Raw genomic sequence first — 26044 nt, 5'->3', positions numbered from 1 at the left:
CTCAGGCGTGCTTTTCCAGCCAGTCGGCGATGATCGTCTCCAAAGTCTCGATCAGGGTCTCATTTTCCAGTTCCTCGACAATCTCGTCGACGAAAGCGTTGACCAGCATGGCACGCGCCTTGTTTTCCGGAATGCCGCGGGCCTGCAGGTAATAGAGATGCGTCGGGTTGATATCGATCACCGTCGCACCATGGCCGCACTGGACGTCATCGGCGAAGATTTCGAGTTCCGGCTTTGCCGAGAAATCGGCGTCGTCGGAGAGCAGCAGCGTGTTGCAAGCCATCTTGGCGTCGGTCTTCTGAGCGTCCGGGGCGACCCGAATCTGGCCCTGGAACACGCCCTTGGCCCGATCGAACAGAACGTTGCGGATCACTTCCGTCGATGTCGTGTTCGGCACGTCGTGGCCGAGCGTGAAGGTCACGTCCGTATGCGTCTCGCCGCCGAGCAAATTAATGCCGCGCAGCTTGAAATCCGCACCTTCACCGGTCACCACGCCGTGGATTTCCTGGCGCACAAGCTTGCCGCCGGCATTGATGACGAACAGCTTAAGCTGCGCGTTCGTGCCGAGATCGAAATTGAGCTGCGCCAGATGGCTGTCGGCTGCACCCTGCTGCTGCAGGATGATCCAGGTTATCTCCGCCCCTTCGTCGAGAATGAGATCACTGACGGAGGTAACAAGGCTCGGCGCATCGCTCACGGACAAATGGCGCTCGATGATCGTTGCCTTGGTACCGGCACCGAAGGTGACCGGGAAACGGGTATGGCTCTGGCCGAGACTCTGGACGAGCTGCAGTTCGAGCGGCGCTTCAAGTTCGGTTCCCTCAGGCAGTTCGATCTCGAAACCGTCGCGCACGAAGCTGCCGTTGATCCGGCCGATCGCGTCATCGGGGCCGCGCTCGATCAGATCGGGTGCGGCCACGCCGTCGGCAAGGCTCTCGGCATAACGACGGACATTGATGCCCGCCGGCGCACCCTTTTCATCCGCCTTGCCATTGAGAACGGTGAGCACCGAGGAGCCGGCCACCAGCGGCTCGACGCGTTCGGCAAAGGCTGTCGGGTCGGCGGCGGGGACGGTGCGAAGCAGCGCACGCAGGTCAGTATAGTGCCAGGCTTCGACGCGCCGCGTCGGCAGGCCCTGGCTCTTCAGGTCGCTGACCAGCGTGTCGCGGGCCGAAAGCACGGCACCGTCGCCGATCAGATCACCGATCTGCGCGGTATAGGCATCGACGAGCGCCGTTTCCGCCGCGGTCATCTTGATCGCTGTCTGGATGTTCATGGATTTGCTCCTCAGGCCGCCGCGTCGATGATGTCGGCATAGCCATTGGCTTCGAGATCGAGCGCCAGCGACTTGTCGCCCGACTTGATGACCTGGCCCTTGTAGAGAACATGGACGGTATCCGGAACGATATATTCGAGCAGGCGCTGGTAGTGGGTGATGACGATGACGGCACGATCCGGCGAACGCAGCGCATTGACGCCATCGGCGACGATCTTGAGCGCATCGATGTCGAGGCCCGAGTCAGTTTCGTCGAGGATGCAGAGCTTCGGCTCAAGAAGCGCCATCTGCAGGATTTCGGCGCGCTTCTTCTCGCCGCCGGAGAAACCGACGTTCAGCGGACGCTTCAGCATGTCCGGATTGATCTGCAGCTTGGCGGCGGCTTCCTTGACGCGACGTATGAAGTCCGGCGTCGAAAGCTCAGGCTCGCCGCGGAACTTGCGCTGCTCGTTCAGCGCCACCTTGAGGAACTGCATGGTGGCGACGCCCGGAATTTCGACCGGATACTGGAACGCCAAGAAGATGCCCTTGGCGGCGCGCTCGGACGGATCGAGTTCGAGAATGCTCTCGCCGTTATAGAGGATATCGCCCTCGGTCACTTCATAATCGCTGCGACCCGACAGGATATAGGACAGCGTCGACTTGCCGGACCCGTTCGGACCCATGATGGCAGCCACTTCGCCGGCCTTCACGGTCAGGTTCAAGCCACGAATGATCTCGGTGCCGTCTTCGGCGATGCGGGCATGGAGGTTTCTGATTTCAAGCATGTTTCATATCTCGATGTCGTGGCCTCGAAAGCCGAGGCGGTTTCGTTCAATTCTCTACGCCGTTTTCCGATGTGGGTTTTGACGCTTTGTTTCCGTGTGGCCAAAAGCCAAAAATTTGCCCGAAGTCGCTGAACAAGAACAAGACCAAAGGAGTAATGACGAGCAATATCATCACCTTGCCAAATTGCAGCAAAACCGGAATATCCGAGGCGCCACCGACAATTGCCGCAAGAATTCCAACTGGAAGCAATGCCGCCCATAGTCCAATCGACACACCGAAAATACTGACGGGTCCTAAACTTAACTTCCGCACTTCATTACGATTGTCGTCTACATACGTTTTGGCGGGATCACCATTCAATCCACTCAAACCGTCGCGAGCGGAACCGCGCCGTTCTTCGAGGCGATACGGAGTTTCACTTCCAACCGCCTCGTCATTCATCCGACGCTACCTTCCAGCGAAATCCCGATCAGTTTCTGCGCTTCGACCGCAAATTCCATCGGCAGTTCCTGGATGACTTCCTTGACGAAGCCGTTGACTATGAGCGCGATCGCAGCTTCCGTCGGGATGCCGCGCTGCAGGCAGTAGAACAGCTGGTCCTCGGAAATCTTCGAGGTCGTCGCTTCGTGCTCGAACTGCGCCGTCGAGTTCTTCGCCTCGATATAGGGCACCGTGTGCGCCCCGCACTTGTCGCCGATCAGCAGCGAATCGCACTGCGTGAAGTTGCGGGCGTTGGCCGCCTTGCGGTGGGTTGTCACCTGGCCGCGATAGGTGTTCTGGCTGAAGCCGGCGGCGATACCCTTGGAAACGATGCGGCTCGACGTGTTCTTGCCGAGATGGATCATCTTCGTACCACTGTCGATCTGCTGATAGCCGTTCGACACCGCGATCGAGTAGAACTCGCCGCGTGAATCGTCGCCGCGCAGGATGCAGGACGGATATTTCCAGGTGATCGCCGAGCCGGTCTCGACCTGCGTCCACGAAATCTTCGAGCGGTTGCCGCGGCAATCGCCGCGCTTGGTGACGAAGTTGTAGATGCCGCCCTTGCCGTTCTTGTCGCCCGGATACCAGTTCTGGACGGTCGAATACTTGATCTCGGCGTCATCCATGGCGACAAGCTCGACGACGGCCGCATGCAGCTGGTTTTCGTCACGCTGCGGCGCGGTGCAGCCTTCGAGATAGGAGACGTAAGCGCCTTCTTCCGCAATGATCAGCGTGCGCTCGAACTGGCCGGTGCCCTTTTCGTTGATGCGGAAATAGGTCGACAGCTCCATCGGGCAGCGAACGCCCTTCGGGATGTAGACGAACGAACCGTCGGTGAAGACGGCGCAGTTCAGCGTCGCGTAGTAATTGTCCGTCGGCGGAACGACCGAGCCGAGATATTTCCGAACCAGATCGGGATGCTCGCGCACGGCTTCCGAGATCGACATGAAGATCACGCCAGCCTTTTTCAGCTCTTCCTTGAAGGTGGTCACGACCGAGACCGAGTCGAACACGGCATCGACGGCGATCTTCGACGTCTTCACGCCCGCTAGGATTTCCTGCTCGCGCAGCGGAATGCCGAGTTTCTCATAGACCTTGAGTAGTTCGGGATCGACGTCGTCGATCGACGTCGGACCAGGCGTACTCTTAGGTGCGGCATAGAAATAGATGTCGTTGAAGTCGATCTTCGGATAATTGACGCGCGCCCAGTCGGGCTCGACCATCGTCAGCCAGCGCTGGTAGGCGTCGAGACGCCATTCCAGCATCCAGTCCGGTTCCTGCTTCTTTGCCGAAATGAAGCGGATGATCTCTTCAGACAGGCCTTTTGGCGCCTTGTCCATTTCGATCGTCGTCTCAAACCCGTATTTGTACTGGTCGACATCGATCAGGGCGACCTGATCGATTGTTTCCTGCACAGCAGCCATGTCGTTCTCCAATCAAGCCGGATACAAGGTCCGGCAGCTTGTCAATACGATACAATGTTCGTTGTATCGGCTATGTAAGAGGCTAAGGGGCGATTTGCACCCCATTCGCCAAGCGGAAATCCGGATTTCCGCAGTTTATTCTTGCCTCATGCCGCAGCGCCCGAAAGCCTGCGCCGCGCCGCAATCTGCGCGAAGATCTCCGCGCAGCGATCGATCTCGGCATCCGTTGTCGAAGCGCCGATCGAAAGTCTGAGCGCGCCGAGGCGCGGATCAAATCCCATGGCAGACAGGACGTAGCTCTGTCCGACCTTGCCGGACGAGCAGGCGGACCCTGCGGACAATGCAATCCCTTCGAGATCAAAGGCGATCTGCCCCGTTTCCGCCTTCAGGCCCGGAAGACTGAAGAAACTGGTGTTGCAGAGACGCTCGACATTGCGGCCGTGTATCAGCACATCGGGGGCCGCTGCAAGCATTGCACTTTCCAACCTGTCGCGCTGGCTGGACAGAGCCGCCGTCCGCGTTTCGATGCCGTCAGCTGCAATCCGTGCGGCCGCGCCGAAACCGGCGATTGCCGCGATGTTTTCCGTGCCCGACCGATGTCCCTTTTCCTGGCCGCCGCCACGCATCAGCGCAGCCGGCATCATCACTTCGCCGCGGGCGATCAGAGCCCCTGCCCCCTTCGGCCCGCCGATCTTGTGGGACGAGACGATCAAAAAATCGGCACCGAGATCATCGATCGAAATCGGAAGCCGGCCGGCCGCCTGTACGGCGTCGACAACCAGAATGCCGCCGGCTGCCTTGACGATCGCTGCGACGGCGGCAATCGGCTGGACAATCCCAGTCTCGTTATTGGCCAGCATCACCGCGACCATCGGAAGGCCAGTCGTCCGGTCGGGTGCGGCAAGGGCCGCTTCGAGTGCGCCAAGATCGATCGTGCCTTGCGGCGTCACCGCAATCTCGCTCACCTGGCTCCCGTCGAAACGACCGCCCTCGCGAATTGCCGGGTGTTCGATCGCCGAAACATACAAATGACCGATCAAGAGTGGCGTGCGGCCCATACGGAAGTTCGGCGTCAGAACAGCATTGGCCGCTTCTGTCGCGCCACTCGTAAAGATCACACTGGCCGATGCCGCCCCGCAAAGATGCGCGACTTCGCGGCGGGCGTTTTCGATAAGCGTGCGAACCTTGCGACCTTCTGCATGCACCGAAGAGGCATTGCCGGTCAGATCAAGCGCCGACAGGAAGGCGACGCGCGCTGCATCGTGCAGCGGTGCCGTGGCATTCCAGTCCATATAGATGCGCGACGCGACCATGGTCTCCCTGCAGCAAACAAGCCGGCCACCCACGGAAAGGTTCAGCGCCGACGCATTTTCCTTGAATTTTTCTTGCCCATTGCCGTAAGAGACGACACTCGCCACGGAAAGCCCGTGTCAAAGTTTTGAACAGTTCTAAACTGCGTTTTAAAAAAGCTGACTGCTTTCGTCAAGACAGATCAGCATATTGAATCGTAAATTAGCACTGAAAACATGCCTGGAGAGCCAATGCCCGAAATCATTTTCAACGGACCCGCAGGTCGTCTCGAAGGCCGATACCAGCCCTCCAAGCAGAAAAGCGCGCCGATCGCCATCATTCTGCATCCGCATCCGCAGTTTGGCGGCACGATGAACAATCAGATCGTCTATCAGTTGTTCTACATGTTCCAGAAGCGTGGCTTCACCACGCTGCGCTTCAATTTTCGCTCGATCGGCCGCAGCCAGGGTGAATTCGACCATGGCGCCGGCGAGTTGTCGGATGCGGCTTCCGCGCTGGACTGGGTGCAGAGCCTGCATCCCGATTCGAAGAGCTGCTGGGTCGCCGGTTATTCCTTCGGGGCCTGGATCGGCATGCAGCTTTTGATGCGCCGTCCGGAGATCGAGGGCTTCATGTCGATCGCGCCGCAGCCCAACACCTATGATTTCTCCTTCCTCGCGCCCTGCCCCTCTTCCGGCCTGATCATCAACGGCGACCTGGACAAAGTGGCACCGGAAAAGGACGTCAACGGCCTCGTCGACAAGTTGAAAGCGCAGAAGGGCATTCTGATCACCCACAAGACGGTGCCCGGCGCCAACCACTTCTTCAGTGGTCAGGTCGATACGCTGATGGCCGAATGCGAGGACTACCTCGACCGTCGTCTTGCGGGCGAGTTGACACCGGAACCGGCAGCCAAGCGGATACGGTAAAAAGCCAGAGGGACGTAAAAAGGCCGGAGCGATCCAGCCTTTTTGCATGGTGCTTCAAGCCCTGGCCTGTTTTTCCATCCACGCGGGATCAACGACGCTTGCTCGGTTGACGCGGTTGCGCCCGCTCTTTTTGGCGCTGTACAGCGCCGCATCGGCGCGGCGCATGACATCCTCGATCAGGTCATTCCTATCGGCGAGGTCGCAGACGCCAAAACTGGCGGTTAGTTGCTGGTTCAGCGGAATGCCTGGAACGCTAAGGATCGAGAATTCGCTGCGCAGCCCCTGGGCGAAGAGATAACCGGTCGCCTCATCGCCGCTCGGCAGGAAGATCGCGAACTCCTCACCGCCCAGACGGCCGCAGATCGCCTCCGGCGGAGCGCGCTTGATAAGCATCGCGCCGAATGCCGCAATCACCTGATCACCGGCCTGATGGCCATAAGTGTCATTCACGACCTTGAAGTGATCGATATCGCAGACGACCAGGCAATGAGGGTAGCCGGAACCCGGACGCGCAAGGATCCGCCCAACACGCTCGTTGAACCCACGGCGGTTGTAGAGCGCGGACAACGGATCAGTTTCCGAGCGCGCCTTGGCATCGTCCATGATCTCGACCACCAGAACGGCGAGCAGTGTAAGGCCGATCGAAACGACGAGAACGGCGCTTAGGCTCTGCGAGATCAAGGCATAAGCACTGGCCAGGTAGGATTGGGCGTCCGCGCCCGCACCGAAAGTGACGATAAAATAGACCTTCAAAAGGAACTGCAGGGCGGTCGCCACCAGCAGCCCCATCAAAAATAGATCCGCCTTCTCGCGGCGACCGGAACGGTAGATCGTCAGCGCACTGATGATCGCTGCGACAAAGAATGGCAGTTGATAACCAAGCGCATGCGCCAGGGTGCTGCGCGGCAGGTCGAAGATAATCAGATTGATTGCAAGTGACACCGCGAAGAACCAGCCGGCCGGAACCACCTTTACCGGCACGGCGTAGAGCCGGCCAATGCCCAGGCGAATCATGAAGAGGGCAACCAAAACGGAGGAAAACGCTCCGAAGCTGGCCAGTCTGTCGAAATCGGTGAATCGGATGACGAGTTCGCACACGGCCGATAGAGACGCAACCGCAAAGGAGAGGGCAAAGCAGCGACCGGCTTCCGGGATACGGCTGCGTTTCGAAATTACGAGGAAAAACACGCAGAAGAGCTGCGCGATGAGAAAATTGACTGTCAGAAGAAAAAGAGCGCCACTCATCTGCAAACCTGTTCCAGGCCTGCTGCGTGCGCCGGCCTCTTCGTTCCGACCGGTGCACTCCCTCGGTCAGCCCCTGCTGATGGAAACACCGAAATCCTGAACGGCAGCAAGTGTACAGACAGGGCTACGAAAGAACCGTTAATCGGTGGCACAGACGCAGCAGTCATTCCCGAATAGGATGCTGCAAAACACCGCCGCTGACAGGCTGGCGAACCCCCGTTGTTTGCGGAAGGGTCAGCGCCAGTCCGGCAAGCGAACGCACGGCCAGATAGGCCCAGGCCTCCGCCTCCATCGTATCGCCGTTCAGACCAGCGGACTCGGCCGCCATTGCCACAGCGGACTGCTCGGCAGCCAAGGCGCAGAGATCGGTCATGATGATCCGGTTCAGTCGTCCGCCACCGCAGATGATGTAGGTTGCAGGTCGCTCGGGCAGATGGCCGGCCGATTTCAGGATGGCGGCAGCGGTCACATGGGCAAGCGTCCGGGCACCGTCTTCAAGGCTTGCCTCATGGCCATCCGGCGGCAGAAAGTCATTGCGGTCGAGTGAGCGACGTCTCGACACAGTGAAAAACGGGCTTGCCAGATAGCGATCGCTCAGCGCCGATATCACGCGGCCCTCACTGGCGATCATGCCACCCTGATCGTAGGGGATTCCGGCATGGGTCTCGACCCACTGGTCGATCAGCGCATTGCCGGGCCCGCTATCATATGCAACGATGGCATCGTCCGTACCGATGAAGGTCAGGTTGGAAATTCCCCGATATTGACGAAGGTCACCGGGCGGCGAATGCCTGAATCCGAAGACAACATCGCCGCCAATGCGGCGTGATAGACCGGGATCAGCGGCGCGCCCTGCCCGCCATGGATCATGTCGTTGGCGCGCATGTCGTAGACGACGGCAATCCCCGTCTCGCGCGCCAGAAGTGCGCCGTCGCCGAGTTGCACCGTCAGAGCCTGATCCGGACGATGAAGCACTGTCTGGCCGTGGAAGCCGACGACATCGACATCTTCCGCCATGATATTGTTCTGCCTGAGAAAGACCTTTACGGCCTCTGCATGCCGTAACGTCAGTTCACGTTCGATATCGAAAAGCGCACCCGGCCTTTGCCCACGCTCTGTGATCGCCTTGGCATCGTCCAGCGCCTGCTTGAGACGATTGCGAAAGGCCGCCTCATAGGCGATTCCCGTCGACGGTCCGCGTTCGACAAGGCTGCGTCCATCGGTGCGCAGCAGCGCCACGTCGATCCCGTCCATGCTGGTGCCGCTCATCAGGCCGATCGCCGTCTTGATTTCCGCCATGAAAGCGTCTTTCCTTCGCAATTAACCCGATGCAAACAGATGTATTTTGGCGAAAACAGTGCTAAACGCCGCGCCAATATCCAACAAGCGCTAAAATTCCGTCTACCGGAAAACAGCCAAAGGAGAGAGACAGATCATGTCCGAATTCAAGTCCGATTTCCTGCACACGCTGAGTGAGCGCGGTTTCATTCACCAGACGTCGGATGACGCCGGCCTGGATGAGCTGTTTTCCAAGGAAACCGTGACGGCCTATATCGGCTTTGATCCGACGGCGCCGAGCCTGCATGCCGGCGGTCTGATCCAAATTATGATGCTTCACTGGCTGCAGAAGACGGGCCACCGGCCAATCTCGCTGATGGGTGGCGGCACCGGCATGGTGGGTGATCCCTCCTTCAAGGATGAGGCTCGTCAACTGATGACACCGGAGACGATCGGCGCCAACATTGCGAGCATCAAAACGGTCTTTTCGAACTACCTGACCTATGGCGAAGGGCCGAAGGACGCCCTGATGATCAACAATGCCGACTGGCTGCTCGGCATCAACTATCTCGAATTCCTGCGTGATGTCGGTCGGCATTTTTCCGTCAACCGCATGCTGGCCTTCGACAGTGTCAAGACGCGGCTTGACCGCGAGCAGTCGCTCTCGTTCCTCGAATTCAACTACATGATCCTGCAGGCCTACGACTTCGTCGAACTGAGCAAGCGTACTGGCTGCCGGCTGCAGATGGGTGGTTCCGACCAGTGGGGCAACATCATCAACGGCATCGATCTCGGCCATCGCATGGGCACGCCGCAACTCTACGCGCTCACCTCGCCGCTTCTCACGACATCGTCCGGTGCCAAGATGGGCAAATCGATGAATGGCGCCGTCTGGCTGAACCCGGACATGCTCGGTCCCTATGATTTCTGGCAATACTGGCGCAACACAGAGGACGCCGACGTCTCGCGCTTCCTGAAGCTGTACACCACGTTGCCGATGGACGAGATCGCCCGCCTGTCGCAACTGGGCGGCGCCGAGATCAACGACGTCAAGAAGATCCTCGCCACGGAAATCACGGCAATGCTGCATGGTCGGGGGCGGCCGAGCAGGCCGCGGAAACCGCCCGCAAGACCTTCGAGGAAGGCGCGCTCGCCGACAACCTGCCGTCGATCGACGTTCCGGCGGCGGAGCTTGAAGCCGGCATCGGCATTCTGGCGCTGTTCGTGCGGGCCGGCCTTGCCGAATCCAACGGCAAGGTGCGTCAATTCCTGAAAGACGGCGCGGTTCGCGTCAACGACGTCGCGATGAGCGACGATCGCGCGGTGATCGGTACTGGCGAAGTAACAGGCGATGGTGTGATCAAGCTTTCGCTCGGCAAGAAGAAGCACATTCTCGTGCGCCCGGTCTGAGAGCGGCGATCGCTCTGCTTCCCTAACGCGGCGACGGGTAACCGTCGGCGCGTCAGGGGTTTTGTATTTCGCGTTCAACTGCGATAAATCGAAGGTCGAAACCGGCTTGTGTCGAACGGGCTGGACCATTGGAAAACTTTGAGTGCCATGCATATGCAGTCCAACGAACAGATCACACGCCTCTGCAAAGAAAAAGGTCTCCGCATGACGGGGCAGCGGCGCGTGATTATGACAGTGCTCTCGGAGGCGACCGATCATCCTGACGTGGTCGAGTTGCACCGCCGTGTCAGCACCGTTGATCCGCGCATATCGATCGCCACCGTCTACCGGACGGTCAAGCTTCTTCAGGACCAGGAATCCTGGAGAGGCACACGTTCGGCGACGGGCGTGCCCGCTATGAGCCGGTGGCGCAGGAACATCATGACCATCTGATCAACATCGAAACCGGTGAAGTCACCGAATTCCGATCCGATGAGATCGAGCGCCTCCAGGAAGATATTGCGCGCAAGCATGGCTTTTCGATCGTCAGCCACAAGCTGGAAATCTACGTCAAACCACTGGACGGCAAGGGCGCTCGCCGTTCGATCAAGCCCTGATATAGCTTGGCTTTCGTGTCCCGCGGCCAGTCATCCGGACTGCGGTTCGGTTTCTCCGGATTCTGTTCTTGCGGCTTTCCGCGTCGAAACCACGAAAGCGACGATAAAAGCCGCGGTCATCAGCAGGACGATGGTCGGAGCCGGAGCGCTGTCGATGAAAAAGGACAGATAAACGCCTAGGAACGAGGCGGTGGTGCCAATCAACACCGACACGACAAGCATGCCCTTGAACGTCCGGGTCAACAGGAAGGCAATGGCTCCGGGCGCGATCAGCACCGCAATGGCCAGGATCAGGCCGACGGCCTTCAATGCACCGACGATCGTCAGCGAGATCAGGCAAAGCAAGCCGTAATGCAGCAGCCTGACCGGCAGGCCGATGGCGCGCGCCTGCGCCGGATCGAACGCATGCAGCAGCAGATCGCGCCATTTGACGATGATGATGGCGCTGGCGAACGCGGCAATCAGCCCCGTCTCGGCGATATCGCGCCAGCCCACCCCCAGCATGTCGCCGAACAGGATGTGGTCGAGATGTACGTCTGACTGGATTTTGACGTAGAGGACGAGGCCGAAGCCGAACATTCCGGAAAAGACGATCCCCATCACCGTATCCTGCTTGATGCGGCTGTTGTCTTTCAGGAAGCCCGTCGTCACGGCGCAGGTCATCCCCGCGACAAAGGCGCCGATCGCCAGCGGAATGCCGATGATATAGGCGATCACGATACCGGGCAGGATCGCATGCGAGATCGCATCCCCCATCAGCGACCAACCCTTGAGGACAAGAAAACACGACAGCAGAGCGGCCGGCACGGCCACAAGCACGGAGATAACAAGCGCATTGACCATGAATTCGAACTGGAACGGCGCAAGCAATGTTTCGAGCAGGTTCATGGGGCGGCCTCCAGTGTGCTGCGTGCCCTGCGACGGGCCGCCAGCATGCCGTGCTTGGGGGCGAAGAAAAAGGCCGCCAGGAAAACCAGCGTCTGCAGGCAGACAATGATGCCGCCGGTGGCGCCATCGAGGAAGTAGCTGGCATAAGCACCGACAAAGCTGGTGAGCGCGCCAATGATTACTGCGATCATCAAGAGCTTGGGGAAGCGGTCCGTCAGCAGATAGGCAGTCGCGCCCGGCGTGACCACCATGCAGATCACCAGAAAGGCGCCGACCGTCTGCAGAGCTGCAACGGTGGATGCGGAAAGAAGCGTGAAAAACATGATCTTCAAGAGGGTCGGTTTGAGACCGATCGAGCGGGCATGGGTTTCATCGAAGAAGACAACCATCAGGTCCTTCCATTTGACCAGCAGCACCGCGAGCGAAACGAAGCCGATAATGGCGAGCTGGAGCGTGTCCTCCGGTGTGATGGCGAGCACGTTGCCGAGCACGATCGTTTGGATGTTGACGGACATGGGCGAGAGTGACGCCATGAACAGGCCGAGACCGAAGAAGGAGGTGAAGATCAGTCCGATGATGGCATCTTCTTTCAGCTTGGTCCGCTGGTTGAGAAACAGCATGGTCGCGGCAGCAAGGCCGCCGGAGAAAAAGGCGCCGATTGAAAACGGCAGGCCGATCATATAGGCGCCGGCCACACCGGGCACGATGGCATGGGAGAGCGCGTCACCGATCAGCGACCAGCCCTTGAGCATCAGATAACAGGACAGGAAGGCGCATACGGCGCCGACAAGGGCACAGACCCACATGGCATTGACCATGTAGTTGTAGGTGAAAGGTTCGAGGAGCAAAGCCATCAGTCGCGGCCACCATTGCTGCCGGGCAAATCGTCCTGGTAGAGAATCAGGGGACGCTCGTCATCGGTGAGGAAACCCGTCGGTTGATGCGCGCTGCCATCCGGCCGGTTGAGGACAAAGTGGCGAAGCACGCCGCCAAAGGTCTTTTCGAGATTGGCCTGGGTGAAGGTTTCCCGTGTTGGACCATGGGCCAGAACTGTTCCCTTGATCAGCACGGTACGGTCGCAGAACTCCGGCACGCTGCCGAGATTATGCGTCGATACCAGCATGACCCGCCCCTCGTCCCGTAACGACTGCAGCAAAACCACGATGGCATCTTCCGTCTTGACATCGACGCCGGTGAAGGGCTCGTCGAGCAAAATCACACGCCCGTCCTGGGCAAGCGCACGCGCCAGAAAAACACGCTTCTTCTGGCCACCGGACAATTCGCCGATCTGGCGCTTTCGGAATTCGCTCATGCCGACCCGCTCAAGGGCGGTTGAAACCGCGTCCCGGTCCGCGGCTTTGGCGATGCGCATCATGCCCATGTGGCCGTAGCGACCCATCATGACCACGTCCTCGACCAGCACGGGGAAATTCCAGTCCACGTCTTCGCTCTGCGGCACATAGGCCACGAGGTTCTTCTTGAGCGCCTGCTCGACCGGCAGCCCCAGGATGCGGATCTCGCCTTTCGCAAGGCGGACGAACCCCATGATCGCCTTGAACAAAGTCGATTTGCCGGACCCGTTCACGCCGACAAGGGCGGTGATCGTTCCTGTGGGGATCGCAAAGCTCACATCCCTCAGCGCAGTGTGGCCATTGCGGTAGGTGACGGAGGCATCGGCAACGATAAGGCCGGGCGTCTCCTCCACGAACCTTGCGGGAGGGATACTCAGGCCCGGAACAATGGCATTCATTGCGACGCTCCCTGGGCAAGACCTTTTTCCACCGTGTCGGAGGTCACACGCAACAGATCGAGGTAGGTCGGTACAGGGCCGTCCGCTTCGCTTAGCGAATCAACATAGAGGACACCGCCGTAGAGCGCGCCCGTTTCGCGGGCGACCTGCCGCGCGGGCTTGTCGGAAATCGTGCTTTCGCTGAACACGGCGGCGATCTTGTTGGCGCGGACTCCGTCGATCACCTTGCGGACCTGCTGCGGCGTCCCCTGCTGGTCGGCATTGATCGGCCAGAGGTACAACTCCTTGAGGCCGAAGTCGCGGGCCAGATAGCTGAAGGCACCCTCGCTCGACACGAGCCAGCGCTTGTTTTCAGGGATCGCGTCGAGCTTCTGGCGGATCGGCGCAATCGTTGCCTCGATCGTCGCCTTGTAGGCGCTCGCGTTCGCCTCATAGGTCTTGGCGTTCGCAGGATCGTATTTCATCAGCGCGTCGCGGATATTGTCCACGTAAATCATCGCGTTGTTGGGCGACATCCAGGCATGTGGATTGGGTTTACCCTCGTAAGGTCCCTCTGAAATACCCATGGGTTCGACGCCGTCAGACACGACGACGCTCGGGACGTCGTGCAGATTCTGGAAGAACTTCTCGAACCAAAGCTCAAGGTTAAGGCCATTCCAGAGGATGAGCTGCGCGCCCTGCGCTCGCTGGATGTCACCCGGCGTCGGCGAATAGTTATGTATCTCTGCGCCGGGCTTGGTGATCGACTCGACTATGGCTGCGTCGCCCGCAACATTTTTTGCCATGTCGGCGATGACAGTGAATGTCGTCGCAACCTTGAATTTTTCCTGCGCGAAGGATGCTCCCGCACTCAGACCCAGGACTACGACACCGGCAATCCAAATGAATGTTTTTTGCATGAAGCGATCAGGCATTCCCATCAATCTCCTTGTTGCGAATGAGTTGCAACTGCATCTATAGCCCGACTTCATATTTTTGCAAGTGCAACTGACTCGCAAAAAGATATTGGCATAGCAATTCGCAAAAACTTGAACCACTTCGGACAGGATTTAGAACGGACGCCGAGGAAGACCGATCTTAAAACTCGAAAATGCTCCGGAATACGCCAGGTGCAATGATCGAGAGCGGGTTGATGGTCAGCCGCGGTTTTTTGAACGGACCGTCAAGCTTGAACGTGATCCCTAGCAGACCCCGGTCGCGACCGTTCCCGAGAATGGCGCCAATCAGCGGCAACTCACCAAACAACCGGTTGAGGCCATAGGCCGGCATGAAGGTGCCGGTCATGTCCATCTGGCCGTTAGCATCGTGGACCGTTCCCTGGAAGGTGGCGCCGATATCCGTGCCCCGCACGACGCCGCGATCGACGCGGACAGACCCCGGATCGAGAATGAGTTCAGCAAAACCACGCTCGAAACGCGCCGTGCTGACGTCGATATCACCCTTGACGGCCTGGTTGAGGCTGCGCCCATTGGCGTCTGCCGGTGTCGAAACCATCGATTTCAAGCGGTCCTCGTTGACGAGCGTAAACTTGCGGATATCAATCGCACCGCGCCAAGAGCCGGCGCCACGGTCGCGCAGTTTCAGATTGAGCAGCCCACCGCGCATGTTGCTGTAGATATCCGCAAACCGGGCAAGCGACGCCGCGTCGCCACTGGTCAATTCCAGCGTGTTGTCCGGGTTGCCCTTCACGAGCTTGGCGACCACCGCCTGACCGCTGTCCGTAATCGCCGACAACGCCAGTCCGGTGATCTCGCGACCGCGGAGTTTGTAGACGAAATTGACATTCGAAAGAACTTCATTATGGAAGCCCTTTACCTGATCGAGTTGTGCCTCGATCGAAACGCTTTTTCCGTCCTCCCCGCCCTGCGTTGCGTCCGATGGCTTTCGCAACTGATCCAGGACCGGGCGTACATCGGCTGAGGTGCCCTGGACCGCCATGCTATAGCCGCCTTTTTGTCGGGCAACATTGACGGAATAGTTATCGCCGGCAGCAAGGCGCACGGAGGTAAAGCGCGCCGTATTCAAGCCAGCCTTGTCGATTTGCAAGCTGCCACGCGCACCAAATCCGTCACCGGTCAGTGCAAAATCATCGATCGTTATCAGCCCATCTTTGTTCGCCGCAGAAAACATAGCCTTGGCACCTACACCAGACCCCTTCGACCAGCCGACCCATGGCAAGGAGATGGAGGCCTGTCCGAGATCGGCTGTTACCGTCTGCTTGTCGTTCTCGTCTATTGATAGATTCAGGCCGACCGCCCCATTGACAATGCCCGCAAGCCCGGGCGCCATCTTGCGAACGGCGTCACCGTTCAAAGTGCCCGATATCTCTCGTTTGCGTTTGACAGTGCTGGCCGCGCCGACGGGTTCGACCACCGACAGTTCCATTGGCATACCGTCGATCGCGGCTTTGGAATCAAGGACAGCCTGAGTTTCATCAACGCGCAACGTGCCCTCGATATCTGAGATGTCCCGCCCAGCGATCTGCTTGTTGAGTGTGACGCCATTCAGGACCATTTCCGTCTGCCATTGTGGTGGCGGCGGGTTCTGAGCCGTGACGAGGCCGAAACGGGCACCGACTTGTGCCGTCATCGGCCCGGAAAAATCCTCCGCCTTGAAGGATGTGCGCTGCAGAGCGCGGATCGGGCGGTAGCTGACCAGTTCGGCTATGGCGTCAGCCTCGCCACCCACTTCAATCTTCATCTCCGCCATCAGCGGTTTCTGGTGAACATTAGGGATGACGAAATTGCCCCCTGTGAGGCTAACGGATCGGCCCGAGGGGAAATAGGCCGTGCCACCATTGATCGCGACATCCATATGCTCCCCTTTCAGAGTGAAGCGACCGGCAGCATCGCGCAGGGGCGGAATATCTCCGGCCAGGTTTACCCGGGCGTCCTCGATATCAAAGCTGACGGACAGCTCGCGGTCATTCAATTGCAACGGCCCCACCGTGTTGCTGATGCGGCCCTTGGGAAGGAAGACTTCGAGCTTGGCATTTTTCGCCGTGCCCCCGTAGATATTGGCGATAACCCATCGACGTGCAGTCTTGCCCACCCACCACGGCCACAATTGCTTGACGGCTGCCGACTGCACGTTGTCAGTGAGGGCGGCAAAGCTTATCTGCGGCGAGGTATCTCCGAATGTCAGGGAGAGTGAACCCGCGACCGACCCCAGAGCGCTAGAAACCGTCAACTCGTCGAACGTCAGTTCGTGACTGTCTGTCAGGAAACGGCCACCCGCCTTGGCGTCGAAGATCAATGGTCGTTCTGTTACATCGACGGGTGACGCACTGGCCGACTGTAAAAGGAGATCAACAGTGAAACCACTGTTGATGGTTTCGTTGGATGCGGCGATGTCGCTCACGGCGCCGGTGAAAGGGAAAGCGGATCGGCCGAAATTGACACCAGATGGAAGAATTTCGACCGACTGACGATCAAAGTCATAGGCGAGAGCAAGGACAGATTTCTTCAAGTCGGACGTGAAGCCACCGGCATGGAATAGGCCTTCGCCTGTCTGTGCTGTTACCTGCAGAACGGGTTTGTTTTCTTCGGTGGCGCGGACGGCGTTGATGTTAACTTCGGCGCGAGAAACAACCCCGAAGGCTTGCTCCAGCCCCGCCTCCGGGCGATAAAGAAATGGCGCCAGCGGAATGCCGGTGCCGCTGCCAGCCAGGCTGACGATACGGCCGTCCTTGCTGGCCGCTTCAAGCGTCAGATCGCTTGCTTGACCATTGACCTGTATCAGGCCCGAGATCTGCATCGAACCATCGACCGCGCGGTTGAAGTCGAGCCTTTCGACAACGACAGAAATGATACTTTTGCGCGGCCCGGCCAGCGAGAGTCTGAGATCCGACAGTCGCACGACCTGGGTTTTGCTGCGCGAGATCAATTGTGAAATCCGGTCGATCTGCCCGAAGACCCCTCCAGTCCCTGGCCTATCCTGGCGATACGCATTGCACTTAGATCGATCGCCTGCCCCCGCGGTAGAAGCGTTGGGTCCAGCATGGCGCCGTCCGCCTCGAGCCGCGAGACTGCGATCCTGCCGCCCAGTAGCGCCAGGGTATCGAGTTCGATCGATACCGATTCGGTGGTGATCAGACGCTTGCTGGAGTTATTTTCGACCAAAGTGACATTCTGGGCTTTTAGCGCCAGCGATCCGTTCGTGGTCAGCCGCAACACTGTGCTCTCCACCTCGGCGTGATATGCATCGCCAAGGGCAGCATTCAGCGCCTTTTGAGCGCGTGCATTCAGCGTTGCATCAAGCGCGCCGCCTTCGATGGCCGCCAGCAAGCCGCCGAACAAGACCGCACAGGCGACGAGCAGATAAACCACCGCCCGACAGACGGCCCAGAAGTGGCGACGGCTGGAGGGTGCGTGCACTATGCAAGGATCATGCGCCTGAGCCGAAGGCAGCGAATGGAGCGCAACAATGTCTTGTTTGCGAAAACTGACCTTTTCGCTGGGTATTTCGTTCATCGAGTCGATGAGCCTCCTGCACATTCAAATTCGAACATAGGGCAGTCTACACGTTCTGCCATGCCCGAAACCTGTCATGACCCGCGGCATATTCTGACCGAAGACCATAAACCGGAACGATCGTTGTTATGCCGAGCCGTTTTGACCTGGAGAATGCTGGTCGAAAAGACAGTCCTTGGAAAACACTAGTCAAACCACCGGGGCAGAGCAATGGAACTCTGGTACTTCCATCGGATCCCTGTCAAAACGCTGTCGAAATCCACATTGACGATCGAAGCGTAGGATATCACCGCGATCGAATTCATCGCGGCAATTCGACAAAAGAAAGGGATTTTCATGACTGAATTGACCATCGACTCGCCGGCCCCGGACTTTAGCTTGCCCCGTGACGGGGGCGGAACGGTCTCGCTTGCGCAATTTAAAGGCAAGGCCGTGGTGCTCTTCTTCTATCCAAAGGACGACACCAGCGGGTGCACGGCCGAATCGATCGCGTTCACCGCCCTCGCCGACAGCTTCGAAGCCGCCGGCGCGGTCGTGATCGGGCTATCGCCGGATTCTGTGAAAAGCCATGACAAGTTCGCAAAGAAACATGCGCTGTCCGTAATTCTGGCTTCGGACGAAGAAAAGGCAACGCTGACCGCCTATGGGGTCTGGGTGGAAAAAGCATGTACGGCCGCAAATATATGGGCGTTGACCGTACAACTGTCTTGATCGATGCTGAGGGCAAGGTTGCCAAGGTTTGGGAAAAGGTCAAGGTCCCCGGACATGCCGAAGATGTTCTTAACGCCGTCAAGGCGCTCTGAATGCGCCGAGGGACGTGCGAATGAGCGAGTTTGCCGCAATCCGCAGCCTGCGTGACGGCGCTGCCCGGGCAATCCGGGCCGACGACCTCGACCTGAAGACCGAACTTGCGCAGGAAACCGCCAGGCGCTGGTCAGAGCGGACGCTGTCCCTGCGCTCCCCGCTCGACACTACGGTTCCGGATCGGCCGGGTCGGCCGGAAAAGCCGGAACTCATTCCGCCCCGGCAGGTCGCAAAACGGGCGCTGACCACGGAGCGTGGCCGCATTGCCCTGATGCACGCCATTGCCCATATTGAATTGAATGCCATCGACCTTGCACTCGATATCGTTGCCCGCTTCGTGACGGAACCGGTTCCGAATTCCTTTTTCGACGGTTGGATGCGCGTGGCCTTTGAGGAAGCGAAGCATTTTCGCCTGGTGCGTGATCGCTTGCGCCAGATGGGCGCGGACTATGGCGACCTGCCCGCCCATGACGGGCTGTGGCAGGCAGCCCACGATACCCGCAACGACCTGACGACGCGGCTTGCGGTTGTCCCGCTGATTCTCGAAGCGCGTGGTCTGGATGTTACCCCCGCACTGCAGGCCAGGATGCGCGAGGTCGGAGACCACGACAGCGCTGCAGTGCTCAATATCATCTACCACGACGAAAAAGGCCATGTGGCGGTGGGAGCCAAGTGGTTCCGCTTTCTCTGTGCCCGCGAAAAACGCGATCCGGCCGCGACTTTTCAGGCACTGGTGCGGGCGAATTTTCGTGGTCCTTTGAAAGCACCGTTCAACGACATTGCCCGTGCCGAAGCCGGCCTGACGCCGTCGTTCTATCGTTCCATGACGGCGTCCGTGAACAACTGACAGCAATGGTAGCGCGCCTGCGCCGGCAAGCCTTTATTAACCTTAACAGTATCTAATCCCCAACCATAAGGACGGCGAGAATCGCAGGTTTCGGGGGTGATCTAGTGGGTGCTCAATCGGAAAGCCGGGTCTTCGGCAAACGTACGCAAAAGCACATCATTATCCTGGCGAGCGGCGATCGGGTCCGTCACATGATCGTCGAGCCGTGGATGGCAGCACTGGCCGTCTGCTTCCTTTGCGTCTTCACCATCGGTTATTTCGCCGCGACATCCTATCTCGTCCTGCGCGACGACCTGATCGGCGGCACGATGGCCCGGCAGGCACGCATGCAGTATGAATATGAAGACCGGATCGCTGCCCTGCGCGCGCAGGTCGATCGCGTCACGAGCCGGCAATTGCTCGATCAGCAGGTCGTTGAGGAAAAGGTCGAAAAGCTGCTGGAGCAGCAGATGGCACTGTCCTCCCGGCATGGAAAGCTGGGCTCTCTTCTTGAGCGGGCCGAGGATTCTGGGCTTTCCAGTGGCGAAATTCCGGTGCCGACCGCGAACCCTCTGGCCTACGAAAAACGCGCCGATGCCAGCGGCGGCATGAAGGCAATCGAACGCCTCATGGGACTGGATGGCTCGAAAGCCGATAAACGGACAACACTTGCGGCTTACGCGCCGCCGTCCGCATCGCAAATGGGATCGCAGGAAACAATGTCGGATCGGGCCGACCGGCTTTTTCCAGGGTGACGCTGTCGCTGAAGGACATCGAGCGCGATCAGGTGGCGCGGATCAGGACCTTGACCACAGGTGCCTTTGAAACAGCCAACGCCATCGACACCATCCTGGCGAAAACGAGAATCAAGCCGGAAGATCGCGCGACGGGCGAAGTTGCCGAACTCGCTGCCCCTCTCTCCGATGACACCGCAATTGGCGGCCCCTTCGTCGAGCCGGAAACCACAGAAGCCTTCGACAATTCGCTAGTTGCGCTCGACAGCGCGCTGGTCCGGCTTGAGCGTGCCCGCACCCAGGCCAAAAGCCTGCCCTTCAACAATCCCTCTCCCGCAAGCGATATTACCAGCCGCTTCGGCAATCGTCTCGATCCGTTCCTGGGGCGCCTTGCCCTGCATGCCGGCATCGATTTTCGTGCGCCCGTCGGTACGGCGATCCATGCAACAGGACCCGGCATGGTGATCACAGCCGGCCGCACAGGCGGCTATGGCAATTTGGTCGAAATCGATCACGGCAACGGGATTACGACGCGTTACGCGCATCTGTCGACCATTCTCGTCAACGTCGGAGACAAGATTTCGACCGGCCAGTCCATTGCGAAATCAGGAAGCACCGGGCGCTCCACCGGGCCGCATCTGCATTATGAAGTCCGCCTGAACGGGCAAGCCGTCGATCCGATGCGTTTTCTTAACGCCGGAATAAAATTGACACAATATATCAACTGACCGCGCCCAGCCGTCGTTCACCCTTTAAATTTACCGTTCCTTCCCTGAAATGCCCGGATTTCTTGACTTTATCCGTCGTTGGGCTTAATAGGCCCGACGACGGCAGTCAAAGCATTGCCGAGACACCAGAGTTCAATTGAACCGGAACGGAAACAGATCTCCCTTTGACCACTTTTGCTGATCTTGGCCTGAGCCAAAAGTTCTTTCCGCAGTGACCGATGCGGGCTACACCATTCCGACCCCCATTCAGGCGGGAGCCATTCCGCCAGCCCTTCAGCGGCGCGATATTCTGGGCATCGCCCAGACCGGAACCGGCAAGACGGCCTCCTTCGTTCTACCGATGCTGACGCTACTCGAAAAGGGGCGCGCCCGGGCCCGCATGCCCCGCACGCTGATCCTCGAGCCGACCCGCGAACTGGCGGCGCAGGTCGCAGAGAACTTTGAAAAATACGGCAAGAATCACAAGCTGAACGTCGCACTCCTGATCGGCGGCGTCTCGTTCGAAGAGCAGGACCGAAAGATCGAACGTGGCGCGGACGTTCTGATCTGCACGCCCGGTCGCTTGCTCGACCATTGCGAACGCGGCAAGCTGTTGATGACAGGCGTCGAAGTTCTCGTCATCGACGAGGCCGACCGCATGCTCGACATGGGCTTCATCCCGGATATCGAGCGTATCGCCAAGCTCATTCCGTTCACGCGCCAGACGCTGTTCTTCTCGGCGACCATGCCGCCGGAAATCCAGAAGCTGGCCGACCGATTCCTGCAGAATCCGGAACGCGTTGAAGTTTCCGTTCGCTCCTCGACAGCGACGACCGTCACGCAGCGATTCGTTGCGACCCATTCGAAAGACTACGAAAAGCGTGCCGTCCTGCGCGATCTGATCCAGAAGCAGGACGATCTGAAGAACGCCATCATCTTCTGCAATCGCAAGCTTGATGTGGCGGAGCTCTATCGCTCGCTGTCGCGTCACGGCTTTTCGGTCGGCGCCCTGCACGGCGACATGGACCAGAGCTCGCGCACAAAAATGCTGGCCGGTTTCAAGGACAATGCGATCACCCTCCTTGTCGCTTCCGATGTCGCAGCCCGCGGCCTCGATATTCCGGATGTCAGCCACGTGTTTAACTTCGACGTGCCGATCCATGCGGAAGACTATGTTCACCGCATTGGCCGCACCGGCCGAGCCGGTCGCTCAGGTGCCGCCTTCACGCTGGTTTCCAAGCGCGATAGCAAATTTGCCGATGCCATCGAAAAGCTCATCGACAAGAAGATCGAATGGCTGAATGGCGACCTTTCCGCCCTGCCCGCCCCGATGGAAAGCCATGAAAGCTCCGGCAAGCCGGAGCGTGGCGGTCGTGACGGCAAGCGTGGCGGACGCCGCAAGGAAAATGATCGTGAACGCCCTCGCGCGGTGCATGGCTACAGCGCAAGCATGGAGCCCGGTCACAAATCGGACATCAAAACAGACGATATTCCCAAAGAGATCGAACCGGTCATCATAAAGGCAGAACCTGTGAAATCAGAACGCAAGGCAGAAACGAAACCGCAGCACGCCGGCCGCAACAGCAACCGTTCTGCACCTGCTCCTTATCCGGCTAACGATGACAATCGCGATCGTCGCAATCGCTACCGCCGCGACCAGGATGACGGTCCGACGCCGGTTGGCTTCGGTGACGATATCCCTGCCTTCATGCTGATCGCCGGCAAGGCCTGATCTGTAAGGCTGTCGCATGGCCCTTCCAGGCATTGATTTCCCCGGTGTGGGATGTGGGCTTGCCGTTGTAAAAGACGGCAGGCTTTTGCTTTGCAAGCGATTGAAGGCGCCGGAATCCGGGCACTGGAACATCGTTGGCGGCAAGGTCGATCACCTAGAGCTCTCCAGGGACGGTGCAGTGCGCGAAGCCGAAGAGGAAAGCGGGCTGTCTATCGGTTCGGTCGAATTTCTCTGCGTCAGCGAACAGATTGTAGCCGCCGACCGCCAGCACTGGGTTTCGCTGATCTATGTGACGGAGAATTTCTCAGGCGAACCAAGGCTGACCGAACCCGATAAGCTTTCGGATATCGGCTGGTACGCACTCGACAACCTGCCTCAACCGCTGTCACGCTTTGCGGAAGATGCCGTTGCGGCATTGAAGGCAAGGCAGGCCTGATCGTTATTTCTTGGCCCTGAGGGCGGCCTCATAGGCAAGCCTTACCCAGCGCGCCATCTCGTCCGGATCATCGAAAGCCTCCTCGGGAACCGACCAATAGGGCATCCGCACCGGTTTGCCCTTGCCGTCATAGGCCCATTGACGGCTTGCGGCGACCTCGAACTCAGGCGCGCTGATGTCATCGGCCTTCAACAGGATTTCGCCATCCACCTCAAGGGCAAGAATCCGGCCGTCGACATAGACACCCTTTCCACCAAACATGCGTCGGATGCTGACGGGACCGAGCGTTTCGAACATCTCCTCAATCGCAGCATTGTCCATATCGATTACCCTTTCAAAACTCCACCGGCCGCGAGCACGGCATCGGTTGTATCCAGATCCAGATGAGCGGCCGACCCGAGTTCGATATCGATGATCGGCAGTCCGCAGGTTTCGATGACGTGGCGCGCGCCGACATCACCCTGCAGATTCCCAATTGCTGCGAACGTCGCCCGCGGAAGAATGACCGGATTGCCGCGTTTGCCGTCATGGCTGGCACGCACCACGGCTTCCCCATTCGCTTCGGTAAAAGCGGTAATCATCCGGCGCAGGTGCCCCGCGTCAATTCCCGGCATGTCGGCGAGCATCACCAGAAGCCCGCTTGTTTTGGGATCGACGGAATTGAGCCCCGTTTTCAACGAGGTCGCCATGCCATCGGCGTATTGGTCATTGTATTCGGTCGCAATATCAAGCCCCTTGAGGACGTCGATGATCTCCACCGCGCGATGCCCGGTGACGACGATGACCCGTGATTCGGCCGCACACATGGCTGCTTCCACCGCCTTGCGGACCATCGGCACACCCTCGAATTCGGCCAGCAACTTGTGATGGCCAGACGCCCCCATGCGGCTTGCCTTGCCGGCCGCGAGCACGACAATCTCAACGCTTACCAGCTTTTCCTCTCCCTGCGACCGTTCGCGCGGCCGCGGCCTGGTCGGTATTTCCATCAGCAAGCCGCCGACGCCCATGCCCGAAATATCGTACGCCGATGGCTGCTCCCCCACCAGAATGCGGTTCAGGACCCAGTCAAAACCGTTTTCCCTGGGACTGCGGGCGCAGCCGGGTGCCCCTAAGACCGGAATATCGCCAACACGGCCGACGACGATCAGGTTACCCGGATCGACCGGCATGCCGAGATAATCCACCACACCGCCGGCAAGCCGCAAGCCCGCCGGCAGCACGTCATCTTGGTCGGCAACCGCCGAGGCGCCGAAGATGATGATCAGGTCGGAGGTGACAGCCGCTTTTTTGATTGTCTGCGCAATGGCATCCGCGTCGTGCTTTACGCGCAGTTCCTCCACAAGCGTGCTTTTCGATGGGAGAAGCCGATCCTCCAGAATCCGCCGCGTCTTATCCATCACGCCGTGCTTAAGCGATGGCAGCGTGGTAGCGACAAGCGTCACCCGCTTGGACATGAAGGGTTTGACGGCAAAGGCCGATGCAGACCCAAGCAGCGCACGAGCCTGCTCGACAGCGGCGCCAGCGACGGCCAGCGGAATGATCTTGACGGTCGCCACCATATCGCCGGCGCGTACGGGCTTATGATCGGCAAGACAAGCAAGGGTGATCGCCGGATGGATCCGGTTCAAACGATCGACCACAGCAACATCAGGCATGAATAGGCCGTCCACAGTCGCGTATATGTTCACGCGCCCTGTAGCCGCCTCCGACGCGCGCATGTGGTCGAGGCGGATCACCGCCGCAAGCTGGCGCGCCGCAACATCCTCCAGCAGGTCGCCCGCATCCAGCCGCGCGACGATAACGTCCATCACGCCGCTCACCCCCAGCAGAACGATATCGTCCCGCGTCAGCACATGCCCCTTGGGCAATCGCTGGCCTGTAAGCTTAACCGCATGTCCCAGCACGCAGCCTTCTGCTTGGGCGACGGGAACGGAACCAAATTTCATACGGCAGTCTCCGGCACGCTCGAAATGTCGCGGGAGCGGAACGCGCCGATGATGTCCGCAAGGATTGCGACGGCGATTTCGGCCGGGTTGGCGGCACCGATATCGAGCCCGATCGGTGCCGATATGCGCTCTAAGGCATCTTCCGCCACGCCATTGGCCCGCAACCGCTCCACCCGGCTCGCATGGGTTTTGCGGCTACCCAGAGCGCCCACATAAAAGCATCCACAATCCAGAGCGGCTTTCAGGGGAAAATCGTCGATCTTCGGGTCATGGGTCACCGCGACGAGCGCGGTATAAGGATCAAGCTGACGGATTTTCAACACGTCCTCTGGCCAGTCGGCGACAAGATCAACGCCGACAAAACGCTCCGGCGTGGCGAAGGCTGTGCGGGGATCGATGATGAGCAGATCAAAGCCTGCAATCGCACTCAGTACCGCAAGCGCCTGGGAAATGTGCACGGCACCAATAACCACGATGCGGGGTGGCGGCAGATAGACGTTGAGAAACAGCGCTTCTCCGGTGGCTTCGACTAACGCGGATTTTCCACTTCGGAAGGCAAGCCGAACCGAATCCTCAAGGCCAGGCGGCGACGCCTGACCCTCAAGGAAGATGACACTGCTGTCGTCAGAAAGTCGGGTGATCGACAGCACGGCTTCCCGGCGCAAACGCGCGGCATTGAGCGCGGAAAGATCACCTGTCCTCATGCGTCACCCAGTTTTGCAACATGGATGCGGATCCGGCCGCCACAGGACAGGCCGACACGCCATGCCGTTTCGTCCGCAACGCCGAAGTCCAACACCTTCGCCTGTCCATGCTCGATGACATCGACCGCCTCGCTAATCACCGCACCCTCGACGCAGCCGCCCGAGACCGAGCCATGAAAATTGCCATCGACATCGATCACCAGATGACTGCCGACCGGGCGCGGCGCCGAGCCCCAAGTCTCGATGACAGTGGCGATGGCAACCTTCCGGCCGTCCCTCAACCAGCGTTCGGCCACCATCAGCGGATCGTTTTCATATGGTGTCTGGAGCATGGTACAGCCCTTCG

Annotated in this window: 17 protein-coding genes and 7 pseudogenes; 8 read left to right on the top strand and 16 right to left on the bottom strand. The window is 59.2% G+C overall.

Features of this window, described 5'->3' with window-relative positions:
* Position 1: 1 nt before the first annotated feature.
* From sufD to P6U16_RS00315, 5 genes are all read right to left on the bottom strand, one after another.
* Complete coding sequence (sufD, locus tag P6U16_RS00335) at positions 2 to 1276, bottom strand: Fe-S cluster assembly protein SufD (protein ID WP_277702173.1); 1275 nt, start codon at positions 1274 to 1276, stop codon at positions 2 to 4.
* A gap of 11 nt (positions 1277 to 1287) precedes the next feature.
* Positions 1288 to 2043 (bottom strand): Fe-S cluster assembly ATPase SufC, encoded by a 756-nt coding sequence (sufC, locus tag P6U16_RS00330; protein WP_277702172.1) that lies wholly within the window; start codon positions 2041 to 2043, stop codon positions 1288 to 1290.
* 46 nt (positions 2044 to 2089) lie between these two features.
* Positions 2090 to 2485, bottom strand: coding sequence for a hypothetical protein (locus tag P6U16_RS00325; protein WP_277702171.1), 396 nt, complete (start codon positions 2483 to 2485; stop codon positions 2090 to 2092).
* Positions 2482 to 3951 carry a Fe-S cluster assembly protein SufB gene (sufB, locus tag P6U16_RS00320; RefSeq protein ID WP_277702170.1) on the bottom strand — a complete coding sequence of 490 codons (1470 nt, stop codon included), beginning with the start codon at positions 3949 to 3951 and terminating at the stop codon, positions 2482 to 2484. Before sufB ends, P6U16_RS00325 begins: the two co-directional genes overlap by 4 nt.
* A 146-nt stretch (positions 3952 to 4097) precedes the next feature.
* Positions 4098 to 5264 carry a cysteine desulfurase family protein gene (locus P6U16_RS00315; protein ID WP_277702169.1) on the bottom strand — a complete coding sequence of 389 codons (1167 nt, stop codon included), beginning with the start codon at positions 5262 to 5264 and terminating at the stop codon, positions 4098 to 4100.
* A 228-nt stretch (positions 5265 to 5492) separates the two neighbouring features.
* On the opposite strand from P6U16_RS00315, the gene P6U16_RS00310 reads away from it, so the two are divergent.
* Entirely contained in the window at positions 5493 to 6170 is a 678-nt protein-coding gene (locus P6U16_RS00310) for an alpha/beta hydrolase (RefSeq protein WP_277702168.1), read from the top strand.
* Between the two features lie 54 nt (positions 6171 to 6224).
* Here the strand turns inward: P6U16_RS00310 and P6U16_RS00305 are convergent, their stop codons facing one another.
* Together P6U16_RS00305 and P6U16_RS00300 are read right to left on the bottom strand one after the other, a co-directional pair.
* Positions 6225 to 7415, bottom strand: coding sequence for a GGDEF domain-containing protein (locus P6U16_RS00305; protein ID WP_277702167.1), 1191 nt, complete (start codon positions 7413 to 7415; stop codon positions 6225 to 6227).
* A gap of 163 nt (positions 7416 to 7578) precedes the next feature.
* Positions 7579 to 8714: pseudogene (locus P6U16_RS00300) on the bottom strand (anhydro-N-acetylmuramic acid kinase).
* A 136-nt stretch (positions 8715 to 8850) separates the two neighbouring features.
* Here P6U16_RS00300 and tyrS point away from each other — a divergent pair.
* Positions 8851 to 10103 (top strand): annotated as a pseudogene (gene tyrS, locus P6U16_RS00295) (tyrosine--tRNA ligase).
* Positions 10104 to 10250: 147 nt separating this feature from the next.
* Positions 10251 to 10699 (top strand): annotated as a pseudogene (locus P6U16_RS00290) (Fur family transcriptional regulator).
* Between the two features lie 30 nt (positions 10700 to 10729).
* On the opposite strand, the gene P6U16_RS00285 reads toward P6U16_RS00290, so the two are convergent.
* The 5 genes and pseudogenes from P6U16_RS00285 to P6U16_RS00265 all read right to left on the bottom strand — a co-directional run bounded on the left by P6U16_RS00285 (position 10730) and on the right by P6U16_RS00265 (position 17809).
* Positions 10730 to 11587 (bottom strand): metal ABC transporter permease, encoded by an 858-nt coding sequence (locus tag P6U16_RS00285; RefSeq protein WP_277702166.1) that lies wholly within the window; start codon positions 11585 to 11587, stop codon positions 10730 to 10732.
* A complete protein-coding gene (locus P6U16_RS00280) occupies positions 11584 to 12444 on the bottom strand; it encodes a metal ABC transporter permease (RefSeq protein ID WP_277703945.1) in 861 nt (286 codons plus the stop codon). The genes P6U16_RS00285 and P6U16_RS00280 overlap by 4 nt, the downstream gene beginning before the upstream one ends.
* Positions 12441 to 13337 (bottom strand): manganese/iron ABC transporter ATP-binding protein, encoded by an 897-nt coding sequence (locus tag P6U16_RS00275; protein WP_277702165.1) that lies wholly within the window; start codon positions 13335 to 13337, stop codon positions 12441 to 12443. Before P6U16_RS00275 ends, P6U16_RS00280 begins: the two co-directional genes overlap by 4 nt.
* Entirely contained in the window at positions 13334 to 14236 is a 903-nt protein-coding gene (locus tag P6U16_RS00270) for a metal ABC transporter substrate-binding protein (RefSeq protein ID WP_277703944.1), read from the bottom strand. Before P6U16_RS00270 ends, P6U16_RS00275 begins: the two co-directional genes overlap by 4 nt.
* 178 nt (positions 14237 to 14414) lie before the next feature.
* Positions 14415 to 17809: pseudogene (locus tag P6U16_RS00265) on the bottom strand (DUF3971 domain-containing protein).
* Between the two features lie 336 nt (positions 17810 to 18145).
* On the opposite strand from P6U16_RS00265, the pseudogene P6U16_RS00255 reads away from it, so the two are divergent.
* The 5 genes and pseudogenes from P6U16_RS00255 to P6U16_RS00235 all read left to right on the top strand — a co-directional run bounded on the left by P6U16_RS00255 (position 18146) and on the right by P6U16_RS00235 (position 23048).
* Positions 18146 to 18612: pseudogene (locus P6U16_RS00255) on the top strand (peroxiredoxin).
* Between the two features lie 20 nt (positions 18613 to 18632).
* Complete coding sequence (locus P6U16_RS00250; RefSeq protein WP_277702162.1) at positions 18633 to 19460, top strand: ferritin-like domain-containing protein; 828 nt, start codon at positions 18633 to 18635, stop codon at positions 19458 to 19460.
* Between the two features lie 104 nt (positions 19461 to 19564).
* A pseudogene (locus P6U16_RS00245) lies at positions 19565 to 20901 on the top strand (M23 family metallopeptidase).
* A gap of 164 nt (positions 20902 to 21065) precedes the next feature.
* A pseudogene (locus P6U16_RS00240) lies at positions 21066 to 22612 on the top strand (DEAD/DEAH box helicase).
* A gap of 16 nt (positions 22613 to 22628) precedes the next feature.
* Positions 22629 to 23048 carry an NUDIX domain-containing protein gene (locus P6U16_RS00235; RefSeq protein WP_277702161.1) on the top strand — a complete coding sequence of 140 codons (420 nt, stop codon included), beginning with the start codon at positions 22629 to 22631 and terminating at the stop codon, positions 23046 to 23048.
* Positions 23049 to 23051: 3 nt separating this feature from the next.
* On the opposite strand, the gene P6U16_RS00230 is transcribed toward P6U16_RS00235, so the two are convergent.
* From P6U16_RS00230 to P6U16_RS00215, 4 genes are read right to left on the bottom strand one after another with little or no spacing between them, the layout of a single operon-like run.
* On the bottom strand, positions 23052 to 23369 hold the full coding sequence (locus tag P6U16_RS00230; RefSeq protein ID WP_277702160.1) for a TfoX/Sxy family protein: 318 nt from the start codon (positions 23367 to 23369) through the stop codon (positions 23052 to 23054).
* A gap of 5 nt (positions 23370 to 23374) precedes the next feature.
* Entirely contained in the window at positions 23375 to 24994 is a 1620-nt protein-coding gene (locus P6U16_RS00225) for a molybdopterin-binding/glycosyltransferase family 2 protein (protein WP_277702159.1), read from the bottom strand.
* The gene (locus P6U16_RS00220; RefSeq protein WP_277702158.1) at positions 24991 to 25698 is read right to left on the bottom strand and encodes an XdhC family protein; all 708 of its coding nucleotides are present in this window, start codon (positions 25696 to 25698) and stop codon (positions 24991 to 24993) included. Before P6U16_RS00220 ends, P6U16_RS00225 begins: the two co-directional genes overlap by 4 nt.
* On the bottom strand, positions 25695 to 26030 hold the full coding sequence (locus P6U16_RS00215; RefSeq protein ID WP_277702157.1) for an XdhC family protein: 336 nt from the start codon (positions 26028 to 26030) through the stop codon (positions 25695 to 25697). The genes P6U16_RS00220 and P6U16_RS00215 overlap by 4 nt, the downstream gene beginning before the upstream one ends.
* Between the last annotated feature and the right edge of the window lie 14 nt (positions 26031 to 26044).

This window comes from Rhizobium sp. 32-5/1, assembly GCF_029537235.1.
In the GTDB taxonomy this organism is placed as follows: domain Bacteria; phylum Pseudomonadota; class Alphaproteobacteria; order Rhizobiales; family Rhizobiaceae; genus Pararhizobium.
Note: the sequence above shows the minus strand (reverse complement) of the source record. Positions and strands in the feature narration are given on the sequence as shown.

Bases quoted from the DNA above. Each gene is read 5' to 3' on its own strand.
- sufD (WP_277702173.1), bottom strand. From the start codon at position 1,276: ATGAACATCCAGACAGCGATCAAGATGACCGCGGCGGAAACGGCGCTC.
- sufC (WP_277702172.1), bottom strand. From the start codon at position 2,043: ATGCTTGAAATCAGAAACCTCCATGCCCGCATCGCCGAAGACGGCACC.
- P6U16_RS00325 (WP_277702171.1), bottom strand. From the start codon at position 2,485: ATGAATGACGAGGCGGTTGGAAGTGAAACTCCGTATCGCCTCGAAGAA.
- sufB (WP_277702170.1), bottom strand. From the start codon at position 3,951: ATGGCTGCTGTGCAGGAAACAATCGATCAGGTCGCCCTGATCGATGTC.
- P6U16_RS00315 (WP_277702169.1), bottom strand. From the start codon at position 5,264: ATGGTCGCGTCGCGCATCTATATGGACTGGAATGCCACGGCACCGCTG.
- P6U16_RS00310 (WP_277702168.1), top strand. From the start codon at position 5,493: ATGCCCGAAATCATTTTCAACGGACCCGCAGGTCGTCTCGAAGGCCGA.
- P6U16_RS00305 (WP_277702167.1), bottom strand. From the start codon at position 7,415: ATGAGTGGCGCTCTTTTTCTTCTGACAGTCAATTTTCTCATCGCGCAG.
- P6U16_RS00285 (WP_277702166.1), bottom strand. From the start codon at position 11,587: ATGAACCTGCTCGAAACATTGCTTGCGCCGTTCCAGTTCGAATTCATG.
- P6U16_RS00275 (WP_277702165.1), bottom strand. From the start codon at position 13,337: ATGAATGCCATTGTTCCGGGCCTGAGTATCCCTCCCGCAAGGTTCGTG.
- P6U16_RS00270 (WP_277703944.1), bottom strand. From the start codon at position 14,236: ATGCAAAAAACATTCATTTGGATTGCCGGTGTCGTAGTCCTGGGTCTG.
- P6U16_RS00250 (WP_277702162.1), top strand. From the start codon at position 18,633: ATGAGCGAGTTTGCCGCAATCCGCAGCCTGCGTGACGGCGCTGCCCGG.
- P6U16_RS00235 (WP_277702161.1), top strand. From the start codon at position 22,629: ATGGCCCTTCCAGGCATTGATTTCCCCGGTGTGGGATGTGGGCTTGCC.
- P6U16_RS00230 (WP_277702160.1), bottom strand. From the start codon at position 23,369: ATGGACAATGCTGCGATTGAGGAGATGTTCGAAACGCTCGGTCCCGTC.
- P6U16_RS00225 (WP_277702159.1), bottom strand. From the start codon at position 24,994: ATGAAATTTGGTTCCGTTCCCGTCGCCCAAGCAGAAGGCTGCGTGCTG.
- P6U16_RS00220 (WP_277702158.1), bottom strand. From the start codon at position 25,698: ATGAGGACAGGTGATCTTTCCGCGCTCAATGCCGCGCGTTTGCGCCGG.
- P6U16_RS00215 (WP_277702157.1), bottom strand. From the start codon at position 26,030: ATGCTCCAGACACCATATGAAAACGATCCGCTGATGGTGGCCGAACGC.